13 protein-coding genes are annotated in these 12,721 nt (G+C 64.3%); 11 read left to right on the forward strand and 2 right to left on the reverse strand.

Translation table 11 applies throughout. The features are described 5' to 3' along the window. Positions 1–136 precede the first annotated feature (136 nt). Genes NKJ81_RS00380 through NKJ81_RS00395 form a run of 4 tightly spaced genes read left to right on the forward strand, consistent with a single transcriptional unit; the run spans position 137 to position 4,237 of the window. Positions 137–907, forward strand: coding sequence for an IclR family transcriptional regulator (locus NKJ81_RS00380; RefSeq protein ID WP_352539278.1), 771 nt, complete (start codon positions 137–139; stop codon positions 905–907). Further along, the gene (locus NKJ81_RS00385; protein ID WP_352539279.1) at positions 904–2,199 is read left to right on the forward strand and encodes a Tm-1-like ATP-binding domain-containing protein; all 1,296 of its coding nucleotides are present in this window, start codon (positions 904–906) and stop codon (positions 2,197–2,199) included. Before NKJ81_RS00380 ends, NKJ81_RS00385 begins: the two co-directional genes overlap by 4 nt. Beyond that, positions 2,196–2,858 carry an HAD family hydrolase gene (locus NKJ81_RS00390; protein WP_352469643.1) on the forward strand — a complete coding sequence of 221 codons (663 nt, stop codon included), beginning with the start codon at positions 2,196–2,198 and terminating at the stop codon, positions 2,856–2,858. The genes NKJ81_RS00385 and NKJ81_RS00390 overlap by 4 nt, the downstream gene beginning before the upstream one ends. 26 nt (positions 2,859–2,884) lie before the next feature. Next, the gene (locus NKJ81_RS00395) at positions 2,885–4,237 is read left to right on the forward strand and encodes an aspartate aminotransferase family protein (RefSeq protein WP_352503133.1); all 1,353 of its coding nucleotides are present in this window, start codon (positions 2,885–2,887) and stop codon (positions 4,235–4,237) included. A gap of 13 nt (positions 4,238–4,250) precedes the next feature. On the opposite strand, the gene NKJ81_RS00400 is transcribed toward NKJ81_RS00395, so the two are convergent. Then, positions 4,251–5,120 (reverse strand): helix-turn-helix domain-containing protein, encoded by an 870-nt coding sequence (locus NKJ81_RS00400; protein ID WP_352539280.1) that lies wholly within the window; start codon positions 5,118–5,120, stop codon positions 4,251–4,253. A gap of 91 nt (positions 5,121–5,211) precedes the next feature. On the opposite strand from NKJ81_RS00400, the gene NKJ81_RS00405 reads away from it, so the two are divergent. Together NKJ81_RS00405 and NKJ81_RS00410 are read left to right on the forward strand one after the other, a co-directional pair. Next, positions 5,212–6,756 carry a 4-hydroxyphenylacetate 3-hydroxylase N-terminal domain-containing protein gene (locus tag NKJ81_RS00405; protein ID WP_352539478.1) on the forward strand — a complete coding sequence of 515 codons (1,545 nt, stop codon included), beginning with the start codon at positions 5,212–5,214 and terminating at the stop codon, positions 6,754–6,756. Positions 6,757–6,766: 10 nt separating this feature from the next. Then, positions 6,767–7,276, forward strand: a complete 510-nt coding sequence (locus NKJ81_RS00410; protein WP_027027471.1) for a flavin reductase — start codon at positions 6,767–6,769, stop codon at positions 7,274–7,276. A gap of 6 nt (positions 7,277–7,282) precedes the next feature. Here the strand turns inward: NKJ81_RS00410 and hpaR are convergent, their stop codons facing one another. Further along, positions 7,283–7,693, reverse strand: coding sequence for a homoprotocatechuate degradation operon regulator HpaR (hpaR, locus tag NKJ81_RS00415; protein ID WP_352539479.1), 411 nt, complete (start codon positions 7,691–7,693; stop codon positions 7,283–7,285). A gap of 224 nt (positions 7,694–7,917) precedes the next feature. Here hpaR and NKJ81_RS00420 point away from each other — a divergent pair, with 224 nt between their 5' ends. Genes NKJ81_RS00420 through hpaH form a run of 5 tightly spaced genes read left to right on the forward strand, consistent with a single transcriptional unit; the run spans position 7,918 to position 12,536 of the window. Further along, positions 7,918–8,304, forward strand: a complete 387-nt coding sequence (locus tag NKJ81_RS00420) for a 5-carboxymethyl-2-hydroxymuconate Delta-isomerase (RefSeq protein WP_352503132.1) — start codon at positions 7,918–7,920, stop codon at positions 8,302–8,304. 14 nt (positions 8,305–8,318) lie between these two features. Next, complete coding sequence (hpaE, locus tag NKJ81_RS00425) at positions 8,319–9,836, forward strand: 5-carboxymethyl-2-hydroxymuconate semialdehyde dehydrogenase (RefSeq protein WP_352539281.1); 1,518 nt, start codon at positions 8,319–8,321, stop codon at positions 9,834–9,836. A 15-nt stretch (positions 9,837–9,851) separates the two neighbouring features. Further along, on the forward strand, positions 9,852–10,832 hold the full coding sequence (gene hpaD, locus NKJ81_RS00430) for a 3,4-dihydroxyphenylacetate 2,3-dioxygenase (protein ID WP_352469637.1): 981 nt from the start codon (positions 9,852–9,854) through the stop codon (positions 10,830–10,832). A 25-nt stretch (positions 10,833–10,857) separates the two neighbouring features. Beyond that, positions 10,858–11,733, forward strand: coding sequence for a fumarylacetoacetate hydrolase family protein (locus NKJ81_RS00435; RefSeq protein WP_352469636.1), 876 nt, complete (start codon positions 10,858–10,860; stop codon positions 11,731–11,733). Beyond that, positions 11,730–12,536, forward strand: coding sequence for a 2-oxo-hept-4-ene-1,7-dioate hydratase (gene hpaH / locus NKJ81_RS00440; RefSeq protein ID WP_352539282.1), 807 nt, complete (start codon positions 11,730–11,732; stop codon positions 12,534–12,536). The genes NKJ81_RS00435 and hpaH overlap by 4 nt, the downstream gene beginning before the upstream one ends. The last annotated feature ends 185 nt before the right edge of the window (positions 12,537–12,721 follow it).

A 12,721-nucleotide genomic window follows, 5' to 3' on the forward strand; every position in this document is an offset into this window, starting at 1 on the left:
AAATGTCGAGGCCCTGTTTCGGGCCGCCTTGTCGTTTCATTATTTGCAACGACATTTCGAATATAGACTTGCAAAGGAACCGGCTTCCTGTCAAGTTAATTCGCACGTTAAGTATCAGATGGAGGATCAGATACGCATGGGTACGGTGAGCAAGGCCATCACGCTGCTGGAAATGCTCGGTCGCGGCGAGCCCGAGACGGCGTTGGCTGACCTCGCCCGGCGCGCCGGCCATGACAAGGCAACAACGCGCCGGCTGCTGGTCTCCCTGATAGCGCATGGGCTGGTCGAGCAGGATGAAGCCACGCGTCTTTACCGGCTGGGCGCCGGTGTCGCGCGGCTGGCGCTGATGCGCGAAGCCCAGTTCCCCTTCCTGCGCATGGCGGTGCCGGTGGTCGAGGCGCTGGCGGCGGAAACCAATGAGACGGTGCACCTGTCGGAATATTCGAAGCGCGGCCTGATCACAGTCCATGTCGTCGAATCGACCAGGGCCAATCGCGTCAGCGTGCAACTCGGCGAGGTGCTGCCGATGCATGCGACGGCTTCTGGCATTGCGTTCCTGGCGTTCACGGAAGAGCGTATCCGAGACGCTGTTCTGGCCGGACCGCTGCCGGCCTTCACGCCCCACACAATAGGCGACGCGAAAACACTTGCCGAGCATGTCGCCGCCGCCCGCGCGCGCGGGCACTCGACCGGCTCGCAAGGCTTCGAGGAGGGCGTGCTCAGCGTCGCGGCGCCGATCCTCGGCGCCGACGGTTTTGCCATTGGCATCATCGCCGTCGCGGCGCCTAAGGTGCGGGTCCAGAAGGGCGAGATCGAGCGCTATGGCGCCAGTGTGGCGGCGGCTGCGCGCGTTATCAGCGAGCGGCTTTTCGGACGGCAGGGCCAGCCGGGCCTCAAGCGAGCATGACAACAAATACCCCTGCAAGGAGATTGACTGTGGAGGAGACACGCCGAATCCTGGTTATAGGCACCGGTGACACTAAGGCCGACGAATTGCTCTTCATGCGCGAGCGCATCGAGGCGGTCGGCGGTGTCGCCGTGATGATGGATGTGAGCGTGCTCGGCGATCCGCCCTACCAGCCGGCGCATGACAAGCATGCGGTGGGTCAAGCTGCCGACACGACCATCGAGGCGATCATCGCCAGCGGCGACGAGAATTCGGCGATGACGCTGATGGCGCTCGGCGCCTCGCGGCTTGCCCGCGCGCTCTGCGACAAGGGCGAAATCGACGGCTTCATCGCGCTCGGCGGCTCGATGGGCACAGACCTTGCCCTCGATGTCGCGCTGGCGCTGCCGCTCGGCGTGCCGAAATTCGTCATCTCGACCATTGCCTATTCACATCTGCTGCCACCAGAACGGATCGCCACAGACCTGATGATGATCCTGTGGGCGGGCGGTCTCTATGGCCTCAACAGTGCCTGCAAGGCGGTGCTGTCGCAGGCCTGCGGAGCGGTGGTGGGTGCCGCGCGCGCCGTCGTTAAGCCGGACGCGACGCGGCCCAGGATAGGCATGAGTTCGCTGGGAAAAAGCTGCCTGCACTATATGGTGACGCTGAAGCCGGAGCTGGAGAAGCGCGGCTATGAAGTCATCGTCTTCCACACCACCGGCATGGGCGGCCGGGCGCTTGAGGCGATCGCCGCGCAACGCGGCTTCGTCGCGGTGATGGATTTCAGCCTTCAGGAACTCGCCAACCAGCTGACCGGCTCGGTGGTGAATTCGGGCTCCGACCGGCTGGAAAATGCTGGTCGGCAAGGCATCCCTCAGATCGTGGCACCTGGCGCCGTCGACATGGTGGATTTTCCGACCTGGCAAGCAGTGCCTGCCCGTTTCTTCGAACGGCCGTACCATGCGCACAACCGCCTGCTCGCCTCGGTGACATCAGACGGCGAAACCCGCCAGGAGATCGCGCGCGCCATCGGCGAGAAGCTCGCCGCCGCAACCGGGCCGACCGCCTTCATCCTGCCGGCAGGCGGCATCCAGCAATGGGACCAGGAGGGCGAGCCGCTGCACGAACCGGAGGCGCTGTCGGCCTTTGTCAAGGAGATGCGCTCGAGCGTGCCCGGCAATGCCGAGTTGCACGAGATATCAGGGCACATCAACGACGCCGCCTTCAGCGCCAAGGCACTGGAGATCTTCGACCGCTGGGTCGCCGAAGGCATTGTGCCGCTGGGCGCGCCGGAAGGAACTCAAGCTGCATGAGCGGGCCATCGCCAAAGGCGCTGGTGCTTGATTTCGGCGGCGTCGTCACCCGCACGCTGTTCGAAACGCACGCGTTGACCGAACGCGCATTGGACTTGACGCCCGGCATGCTCGGCTGGCGCGGGCCGTTCGATCCGGCATCCGACCCGCTGTGGCGTTCCATGCAAGCCGACGAGATCAGCGAGCGCGACTACTGGAAGACGCGCACGCGTGAAGTCGGCCGTCTCGTCGGCGAGGACTGGGACGACATGTCGACTTTCGTGCAGCGGGCGCGCGGCGCCGACCCGCAAGCGGTGGTGCGGCCAGAGGCGGAACGAGCGATCCGTGCGGCGCATGAAGCTGGCATCCGGCTCGCCATCCTCTCCAACGAGCTCGACTTGTTCTACGGCAACAGCTTTCGCGAGCGCCTGCCGCTGCTGTCGCTGTTCGAGACCATCATCGACGCCACCTACACGCACATCCTGAAACCCGATCCGCGCGCTTATGCGATGGTGAGCGAAGCACTGCACTTGCCGCCCGCGGCTTGCGTCTTCGTCGACGACCAGAAGCGTAACGTCGACGGCGCGGTCGCCGCCGGCATGCTGGCCGTGCATTTCGACGTCGCCCAACCGGGGCAAGGCTATGCAGCGGCGCTCGGCCATTTCGGCGTTGCGGCCTAAGAATTCAAGAAACGGAGTTCCCACCGATGCGCGACATCAACTTCCTCACCGAGAACAACGCCAAGCCGATCTGGCATCCGATGGCGCATCCGGCCGAGATGCGCGCGACGCCGCCAAAGATCATCATGAAGGGCGAAGGCGTCTCGGTCACCGATGCCGAAGGCCGCACCGTCCTCGATGCAGTCGGGGGCCTGTGGAACGTCAACCTCGGCTACAGCTGCGATCCGATCAAGAAGGCGATCGCAGCACAACTCGACGCCCTGCCCTATTATTCCGGCTTTCGCGGCACCTCGACCGGACCGTCGATCGAGCTTGCCTATGAGCTGTGCGACTGGTTCGCTCCCGAGGGCATGGTACGGACCTTCTTCACCTCCGGCGGCTCGGACTCGGTCGAGACGGCACTGCGGCTGTCGCGGCAATACTGGAAGATCAGGGGCCAGGGCGACCGGACGAAGTTCCTGGCGCTGAAGAAGGGCTATCACGGAACGCATTTCGGCGGCGCCTCGGTCAACGGCAATGCCAATTTCCGGCGCAACTACGAGCCGCTTTTGCCCGGCGTCTTCCACACACCGGCGCCATGGACCTACCGCAATCCGTTCGACGAGACCGATCCGGCGAAGCTGGCGAAACTCTGCGCGCGGGCGATCGAAGACGAGATCGCCTTCCAGGGCGCCGACACGATCGCCGCCTTCATCATGGAGCCAGTGCTCGGCGCCGGCGGTGTGATCGTTCCGCATGAGAGCTTCATGCCGATGGTGCGGGCGATCTGCGACCGTCACGACATCCTGCTCATCGCCGACGAGGTGGTGACCGGCTTCGGTCGCACCGGCGCCTGGTCGGGCTCGCGGCTCTCCGGAGTGAAGCCGGATTTCATGACCATCGCCAAGGCGATCACCTCAGGCTACTTCCCGCTCGGCGCCACGCTGATCAGCGCCAAGGTTGCCGACGTCTTCGAGGCCGACAAGACCAGCTTCGGCTCGATCGGGCACGGCTACACCTATTCCGGCCATCCGGTCGGCTGCGCGGCGGGGCTGGCCACACTCGCCGAGACCAAGCGGCTTGCCGTCAACGAGAATGCGGCGGCGCGCGGTGTCGAGCTCGGCAAGGCGCTGGAGGCGCTGAAGGCGAAGCACGCTTTGGTTGGCGATGTGCGCTACCAAGGGCTGATGGCGGCGCTCGAACTGGTTTCCGACCGTGCCGCCAAGAAGCCGGCCGACAAGAAGACGATGAATGCCGCCGCAGAGGCCGCCTACAAGGCCGGCGTCATGCTGCGCGTCTCCGGCAACACCATCATCCTGTCGCCGCCGCTGGTGATCTCGTCCGCCGATGTGGCAAAGATCGCCGAGGCTCTCGACGCCGGACTGACGGCAGCCGCCTGAGCGACGGTGACGCTCAGTCCTGACCGAGCCGCAGGCGTCGCCACGCCGCCGGCGAGAGGCCGACGGCGGCGCGGAAGAAGCGCGAGAAATAAGCCGGGTCGTTGAACCCGGTCTCATAGGCGATGTCCTCGACCGGGCGCACGGTGAACAGCAGCAGGCGCTTGGCCTCGACCAGCCGCCGCTCACCAACCGCCTGGCGTACGCCCGCGCCGAGCACCTGCCGCGCTGCCTTGTCGAGCAGATGGCGCGTGGTGCCGAGCGCGGCGGCATAGCGCTCGACCGGCCAGTCGTCGCGAAAGTGTCGGTCGATCAGACGCCGCAGCCGGCCGCCCAGCGCCACCGTCGCCGGCACCGCGACAGCATGCGACTGCGCATCAAGGCGGGCGATGCCCGACAATGCCACGGCGATCAGCGGCGGCAGGATTTTCTCCATACCGGGCAACCTGTCGGCATATTCCGCTTGGATCATCGTAACCGTATCACCCAACCTTTCCCAGAGGGCCGTTTCACCGCGTCCGGTGACGAAGACCGGCTGGTCGAGCGGCAGCGCGGACTGCTCAGCGATCGCCGCAAGGGCAGCATCGGCGACCGAGACAACGATGGCGTCGGCGCCCGTCTCGATGCTGAATCCGTGGACCACGCCGCTCGGCATGAAGCTCACCGTCGGCGCCGAAAAACTCCAGGTCTCGTCTTCGATCCGATAAATGCCGCTGCCGCCGGTCCAGAAGGTGATCTGCGCCATTTGCGGGTGCTTGTGCGCGAGAACCTGGCCGCGATGCACGGAGGCACGCGCAAGAACAGTCTCGACATGCAGGAATCCGACGTCGAGCGCACGCGCCGGTTCGCCGTAGACGAAGAATTCGAGAATGGCAGTCTGGCTCATCACGGCGAAAAAATCCAAGTGGTTCTATACTTTCGTCCATAAACCTTTGTCACGACGATCGCTACAGTTGACGCGTTAAAGGAGGATCATGATGCGATCGGAAGATTTCCGGGCCGACACGAAACGGCCGTTTACCGGTGCCGAATATTTGCAGAGCCTGCGCGACGGGCGCGAGGTCTATATCAATGGCGAGCGGATTGCCGACGTCACCACCCATCCGGCGATGCGCAACTCGGCGCGCTCGCTGGCCCGCCTCTACAATGCCTTGCACGATCCGGCGCGGCAGGCGGTGCTGACCTCGCCGACCGACACCGGTTCTGGCGGCTACACGCACAAATATTTCCGCGTCGCCCATTCCGCCGCGGATCTCGCCGCACAGCAGACCGCCATCGCCGACTGGTCGCGCATGTCCTACGGCTGGATGGGGCGCACGCCCGATTACAAGGCAGCACTTATGAACACGCTCGGCGCCAATGCCGAGTGGTACGGCCCGTTCAGGGGAAATGCACTCGCCTGGCACAAACGCGCCCAGGAAGCGGCCCTGTTCATGAACCATGCCATCGTCAACCCGCCGATCGACCGCCACAAGCCGGCCGAGCAGGTGAAGGACGTGTTCGTGCACATCACGAAGGAGAACGACGCCGGCATCTGGGTGTCCGGCGCCAAGGTGGTGGCGACGTCGTCAGCGCTCACCCATTACAATTTCCTGGCGCAGAGCTCGGCGACGGTCACCGAGGACCCGTCATTGTCGGTGATGTTCATCGTGCCTATGAACGCGCCGGGGATAAAGATGTTCTGCCGCGTCTCTTACGAGCAGACGGCCAACACGGTCGGCCATCCCTTCGACTATCCGCTGTCGTCTCGTTTCGACGAGAACGATGCGATCCTGGTGCTGGACAATGTCTTCATCCCCTGGGAGGACGTGCTGGTGCTGCGCGATGCGCAGAAGATCCTCTCCTTCCACCCGGCGTCGGGCTTCATGCACGGCTATTGTTTTCAGGGCTGCACGCGCTTCGCCGTCAAGCTCGACTTCCTCGCAGGCCTGCTGGCGAAGGCGCTGCGCGCGACGGGCGGGGATGCCTTCCGCGGCAACCAGGCGGCCCTCGGCGAAGTAATTGCGCTGCGCCACATGTTCTGGAGCTTTTCCAACGCCATGGCGCACAACCCGATCCCATGGGCGAACGGCGCCGTGCTGCCCAATCTCGAAGCGGCGCTCGCCTATCGCACTTTCATGTCGGAGGCCTATCCGCGCGTTATCGATACGGTGCGCCGAGTCATCGCTTCGGGGCTGATCTACCTGCCGTCCTCGGCAAAGGATTTCGACAATCCGGAGATCGACAAGTACCTTGCCCAGTACGTGCGCGGCTCCAATGACATGGGCCATGTCGAACGCATCAAGATCATGAAGCTGCTGTGGGATGCGACCGGCACCGAGTTCGGCGGCCGCCACGCGCTCTATGAGCTCAACTATGCCGGTGCGCCGGAAGAGGTGCGGCTGCAGGTGCTGAAGGGCGCTGAGCGCGGCGGGCGCCTGAGGGCGATGGAGGAACTGGTCGACACCTGCATGGCCGACTACGACGAAAAGGGCTGGACTGGCGACACCTGGCTGCCGCCGCTGCCGGCTGGCGCAAGCTGAGGTCCCGGCCATGGAGCCACAAGTTGCAAGGCTGGAGTTCCGTGAGGCGATGGCGCGGGTCTGTGCGCCGGTCAACATCGTCACGACTGATGGGCCGGCCGGCCGCGGCGGCTTCACTGCGACCGCCATGTGCAGCGTTTCCGACGATCCGCCGACGCTGCTTGTGTGCATGAACGAGCGCTCGGCGCAGACCGGTCTGTTCCTCGCCAACCAGCGTTTCTGCGTCAACGTGCTGACGCAGTTACACACCCATCTGGCGGCAAAGTTCGCCGGTACGATCCGCGACATGGGCGAGCGCTACAATGCGGCAAGATGGCAGACCATGCCGTCCGGCATGCCGGCGCTGCTCGACGCCATCGTCAGCTTCGATTGCGAGATCGGCGACGTGAACAAGGTTGGCACGCACAATGTGATGTTCGGCCGCGTCGTCGACATCCGCCACGGCAGCGACGAGGCGGCGCTGCTCTATGTCGGCCGCAACTACATGCAGCCGAGCGCACTCGGCAGTTTTGGCGGGTAGAGGCTGTCAAGTCTGGTTTTCGGAAGATTCCGACTGGATCAGGCTTTCGAGCAGGTCGAGCAGGTGCTCATGCTGTTCGGCGCCGTAGCGCTGCTCGATCGCATCGTAGATGGCGATGCGCTCGGGCGACAAATCCTCGATCAGCGCCAGCCCGGCCGGGCTGATTGCGAGCAGCGCCCGGCGACCGTCATCCTTGACCTTGTTGCGGGTGATGAACTGCCGTTCCTCCATCGCCTTGATGATGCGGGTCAGGCTGGGCGGAAGGATCGAGGCGCGATGGGCAAGTTCGGTTGCCTCGAGCGGCCCGGCTTCGGCAAGCACACGCAGCACGCGCCACTGCTGCTCAGTGATGTCGTGGCGGGCAAGCATCGGCCGGAAATGCGCCATGATCACTTCGCGGGCGCGAAGCAGAGCCATGGGCAGGGAGCGGCGGGTGCTGGGCGGTAGCAAGGTCAGGTCTCCAAAAAATTCCAATTCCGGTACGACTCGCACCACACAATGAGACTCGGATCGCAGCTATATCCGCGATTTCGCCGGGGGCGGCAATCCCACCATCGAGAGCTGTATCTGCATAGAGAACGACACTTGACATTCCGCCGTCAAGATGTAATTCACATGTTAATTACAAGGTGGAGGAAACCTTGCCACATATGGCGATCGAATATTCGGCGAATCTCGACGCCAAGGTCGACATCAGCGCGCTTTGCACGCTGGTCGCTCGCACCATCCTCGAAACCGGCCTGTTCGAACATGGCGCGGTGAGGGTACGCGCTTTTCGCGCCGAGGCATACGCGATCGCCGATCGCCTCCCGGAGAACGGGTTCATCGACATGAACTTCCGCATCGGCAAGGGCCGCAGCGCCGAGGAAAAGAAACGCACCGGCGAGGCGATCTTCACTACTGTTTCGGATCATCTCGCATCTCTGTTCACGACGCCGCATTTCGCGCTGTCGCTGGAGATCCGCGAGATCGATGCCGAACTAAGCTGGAAGAAGAATGCCATCCACCCGCGCCTGCGCGGCAAGTGACAGGAACCCATATCATGGCGGCATTGGACGACAATCTGAGAAAGGCCGAGGCCTATCTCGAGCGCTTCAGAAGCGCTGGCGTGCTCAACCAGATCGGCGGCGAAACCGTGCCGGCCGCCGACGGCTCGACATACGAGACGCTGTCGCCAATCGACCTGAAGCCGATCGCCAAGGTGGCACGCGGCAAGGCCGCCGACATCGACCGCGCCGCCAAGGCGGCGAAGGCTGCCTTCCGCGACTGGGCGGCGATATCAGGCGACGCCCGCAAGAAGCAGTTGCACAAAATAGCCGACGCCATCGTCGCGCGGGCCGAGGAAATCGCTTTCGTCGAATGCATGGACACCGGCCAGTCATTGAAGTTCATGGCCAAGGCAGCGCTGCGCGGCGCGGAGAACTTCCGCTTCTACGCCGACCGCGCGCCGGAGGCCCGCGACGGCCACACGATCCGCGCACCGAACCAGGTCAACATGACGACGCGCGTGCCGGTCGGCCCGGTCGGCGTGATCACGCCGTGGAACACACCTTTCATGCTCTCGACCTGGAAGATCGCGCCGGCGCTCGCCGCCGGCTGTACGATCGTCCACAAGCCAGCCGAGTTCTCGCCGCTGACCGCGCGGCTTTTGGTCGAGATCGCCGAGGAGGCCGGCCTGCCGAAGGGCGTGTGGAACCTCGTCAACGGCTTTGGCGAGGACGCCGGCAGAGCGCTGACCGAACACCCCGACATCAAGGCGATCGGCTTCGTCGGCGAAAGCCGCACCGGCTCGATGATCATGAAGCAGGGTGCCGACACGCTGAAGCGCGTGCATTTCGAACTCGGCGGCAAGAACCCGGTCATCGTCTTTGCCGATGCCGATCTGGAGCGGGCGGCCGACGCTGCCGTCTTCATGATCTATTCGCTGAACGGCGAGCGCTGCACCTCGTCCTCACGCCTGCTGGTCGAGGAAAGCATCTACGACAAGTTCACCGCGCTGGTGGCGGAGAAGGCCAAGCGCATCAGGATAGGCCATCCGCTCGACCCCGAAACCGTGGTTGGCCCACTGATCCATCCGGTGCATGAGGAAAAGGTGCTGTCCTATATCGAGATCGGCAAGTCGGAAGGCGCTGTCGTCGCCGCCGGCGGCGGCAAGTTCGCCGGTCCGGGCGGCGGCTGCTATGTCAGCCCGACGCTGTTCGTCGGCGCCACCAACAAGATGCGCATCGCCCAGGAAGAGATATTCGGACCCGTGCTGACCGCCATCTCGTTCAAGGACGAGGCCGAGGCGCTGGCGCTGGCCAACGACACGCAATACGGCCTGACCGGCTATCTCTGGACCTCGGACGTCACCCGCGCCTTCCGCTTCACCGACGCGCTCGACGCCGGCATGATCTGGGTCAATTCGGAGAATGTGCGCCACCTGCCGACGCCGTTCGGCGGCGCCAAGAACTCAGGCATCGGCCGCGACGGCGGCGACTGGTCGTTCGATTTCTACATGGAAACCAAGAACATCGCGTTCGCCACGGCGCCGCATTCCATCCAGAAGCTCGGCGGCTGACCGGAGACCCCAACGATGCCCTTGCCCACACCCAATCTCTACCCGGCATTCAACATCGTGCGGCTCAGCCACGTCGAGCTGGCTGTTACGGACCTCGGTAAGTCGCGCGCGTTCTATGTCGACACGCTCGGCCTGCAGGTGACCGACGAGACCAAGGACGCCATCTATCTGCGCGCCATGGAAGAGCGCGGCCACCATTGCATCGTGCTCAGGAAAGGTGCCGCGCCGGAAGCCCGCGACCTCGGCTTCAAGCTGTTTTCCGACGACGATCTCGACAAGGCCGAGCACTTCTTCAAAGCCAGGGGCCTGCCTGTGAAATGGGTCGAGCGGCCCTACCAGTCGCGTACCTTCCGCACCCGCGACCCGCACGGCATTCCGCTCGAATTCTATTCCAGAATGGAGCGGCTGCCGCCGATCCATCAGAAGTATGCGCTGTATAAGGGCGTCAAGCCGCTGCGCATCGACCACTTCAACTGCTTCTCGCCCAATGTCGATGAATCGGTGGCGTTCTACAACGAGCTCGGCTTCCGCGTGACCGAGTACACGGAGGATGCCGCGACCGGAAGACTTTGGGCGGCATGGACGCACCGCAAGGGCGGTGTCCACGACATCGCCTTCACCAACGGCATTGGCCCACGCCTGCACCACGTCGCCTTCTGGGTGCCGACACCGCTCAACATCATCGATCTGCTCGACCTGATGGCCACCACCGGCTGGCTGCCGAACATCGAGCGCGGCCCCGGCCGGCACGGCATCTCCAACGCCTTCTTCCTCTATATCCGTGATCCCGACAATCACCGCATCGAGATCTATTGCTCGGACTACCAGACGGTAGATCCCGACCTAGAGCCGATCAAATGGGACCTCAAGGACCCGCAGCGCCAGACGCTGTGGGGCGCACCGGCGCCGAAGAGCTGGTTCGAGGAAGGCAGCACCTTTGCCGGCGTCGAGCCGCGCAAGTCCGATCTGGCGGCCTCGCCGATCGTCGCGCCGTGACGTCGGCTAACTGCAGGGGAAACAAATGAGCGCGGCACGTCTCGCCACCTTCACCGTTGGCGGCAAAACGCGCTACGGCGCAATCACCGACAAGGGCGGCGTCGACCTGTCGGCGCGACACGCACAGTGGCCGAGTTTGCGCGAGGTGATAGAGGCCGGCGCACTGCGACGGCTGGCGGAAGAGGCGGACGCTTTCGCCGCCGATTTCCCGCTCGATGCCATCGCCTACGAGATACCCGTCCCCTCGCCCGAAAAGATCATCTGCGTCGGCGTCAACTATCCGGACCGCAACGAGGAGTACAAGGACGGACAGGCCGCACCCTCGAACCCGTCGCTGTTCATCCGCTTCCCGCGCTCCTTCGTCGGCCATGGCACGCCCCTGGTGCGGCCGTCGGAATCGCCGCAGCTCGATTATGAGGGCGAGATCGTCATCGTCATCGGCAAGGGCGGCCGCAGGATCGCCGAGGCGGATGCGCTGGGCCATATCGCAGCACTTTCGCTCTGCAACGAAGGGACCATCCGCGACTGGGTGCGGCATGCCAAGTTCAACGTCACGCAGGGCAAGAACTTCGACCGGACCGGCTCTATCGGCCCCTGGCTTGTGCCGTTCACCGACGAGGCACAGATCGCTGACATCGCGCTGACCACGCGCGTCAATGGCGAGGTTCGCCAGCAGGACCGCACCGGCCGCATGATCTTTTCCTTCCGCAAGATCATCAACTACATCTCGACCTTCACCACGCTGGCGCCGGGCGACGTCATCGTCACCGGCACGCCGACCGGCGCTGGCGCCCGGTTCGACCCGCCAATCTGGCTGAAGCCGGGCGACGTGATCGAGGTCGAGGCCGACGGCATTGGCTTGCTCAGCAACGGCGTCGTCGACGAAGGGACCGGCCGATGATGACGCCAGAACAGGTCGAAGACGCGGCCGCGAGGCTGTTCGAGGCCGAGCGCGACCGCCGCCAGATCAGGCTGCTCAGCCTTGATTTCCCCGGGGCGACGATGGATGACGCCTATCTCGTCCAGGCGGCGCTGGTGAAACGAAAAGTGGCCTCGGGCCTGACGATCAAAGGCTGGAAGATCGGCCTGACCTCCAAGGCGATGCAGTCGGCGCTCGCCATCGACATTCCGGATTCCGGTGTGCTGTTCGACGACATGTTCTTCGATGACGGCGGCACCGTTCCAGCCGGCCGCTTCATCCAGCCGCGCATCGAGGCCGAGATCGCCTTCGTCATGAAGGCGTCGCTGGCCGGTCCGGACGTGTCGATCGACGACGTGCTCGACGCCACCGACTACATCACGCCGGCGCTGGAGATCCTCGACACCCGTATCGAGCGCGTCAACAAGGAGAGCGGCAGGATACGGACCTTCTTCGACACCATCTCCGACAATGCCGCCAATGCCGGCGTCGTCGTCGGCGGCCGTCGTGCCGGACCGCGCGAGGCCGACCTGCGCTGGATCGGCGCCATCCTGTCGCGCAATGGCGAGGTCGAAGAGACCGGGCTCGGCGCCGGGGTGCTCGATCATCCGGCGAAGGGCATCGCCTGGCTGGCCAACCGGCTGCATCAGTACGGCATGCAGATATCCGCCGGACAGGCCGTGCTGTCGGGCTCGTTCATCCGGCCCGTGGAGTGTCGCCACAGTGACACTATCGCTGCCGATTTCGGACCCTATGGAGCGATCCGCATCACCTTTGCCCGCTAGCGGCAATTCCTCCATAGCCCGCTGACCCGACTTGCCGGCGGCGTGCTGAAACAGAACCCGGAAGAGCCCGAAAGGGTGTCGGCACTCCTTGCCAGCCTTCAAAGTATCGGCGCCGAAATCCGGGTGCCGCGCGAACAACCGTTCGATGCCATCGCTTTGCTGGACGATCAGGATTAACTCGACTT

Origin of the sequence: Mesorhizobium sp. M0018, from assembly GCF_040323955.1 — a bacterium.
Lineage (GTDB): Bacteria > Pseudomonadota > Alphaproteobacteria > Rhizobiales > Rhizobiaceae > Mesorhizobium.

Excerpts from the sequence above, each read along its gene's own strand:
- NKJ81_RS00380 (WP_352539278.1), top strand. The coding sequence starts at position 137 with ATGGGTACGGTGAGCAAGGCCATCACGCTGCTGGAAATGCTCGGTCGC.
- NKJ81_RS00385 (WP_352539279.1), top strand. The coding sequence starts at position 904 with ATGACAACAAATACCCCTGCAAGGAGATTGACTGTGGAGGAGACACGC.
- NKJ81_RS00390 (WP_352469643.1), top strand. The coding sequence starts at position 2,196 with ATGAGCGGGCCATCGCCAAAGGCGCTGGTGCTTGATTTCGGCGGCGTC.
- NKJ81_RS00395 (WP_352503133.1), top strand. The coding sequence starts at position 2,885 with ATGCGCGACATCAACTTCCTCACCGAGAACAACGCCAAGCCGATCTGG.
- NKJ81_RS00400 (WP_352539280.1), bottom strand. The coding sequence starts at position 5,120 with ATGAGCCAGACTGCCATTCTCGAATTCTTCGTCTACGGCGAACCGGCG.
- NKJ81_RS00405 (WP_352539478.1), top strand. The coding sequence starts at position 5,212 with ATGCGATCGGAAGATTTCCGGGCCGACACGAAACGGCCGTTTACCGGT.
- NKJ81_RS00410 (WP_027027471.1), top strand. The coding sequence starts at position 6,767 with ATGGAGCCACAAGTTGCAAGGCTGGAGTTCCGTGAGGCGATGGCGCGG.
- hpaR (WP_352539479.1), bottom strand. The coding sequence starts at position 7,693 with ATGGCTCTGCTTCGCGCCCGCGAAGTGATCATGGCGCATTTCCGGCCG.
- hpaE (WP_352539281.1), top strand. The coding sequence starts at position 8,319 with ATGGCGGCATTGGACGACAATCTGAGAAAGGCCGAGGCCTATCTCGAG.
- hpaD (WP_352469637.1), top strand. The coding sequence starts at position 9,852 with ATGCCCTTGCCCACACCCAATCTCTACCCGGCATTCAACATCGTGCGG.
- NKJ81_RS00435 (WP_352469636.1), top strand. The coding sequence starts at position 10,858 with ATGAGCGCGGCACGTCTCGCCACCTTCACCGTTGGCGGCAAAACGCGC.
- hpaH (WP_352539282.1), top strand. The coding sequence starts at position 11,730 with ATGATGACGCCAGAACAGGTCGAAGACGCGGCCGCGAGGCTGTTCGAG.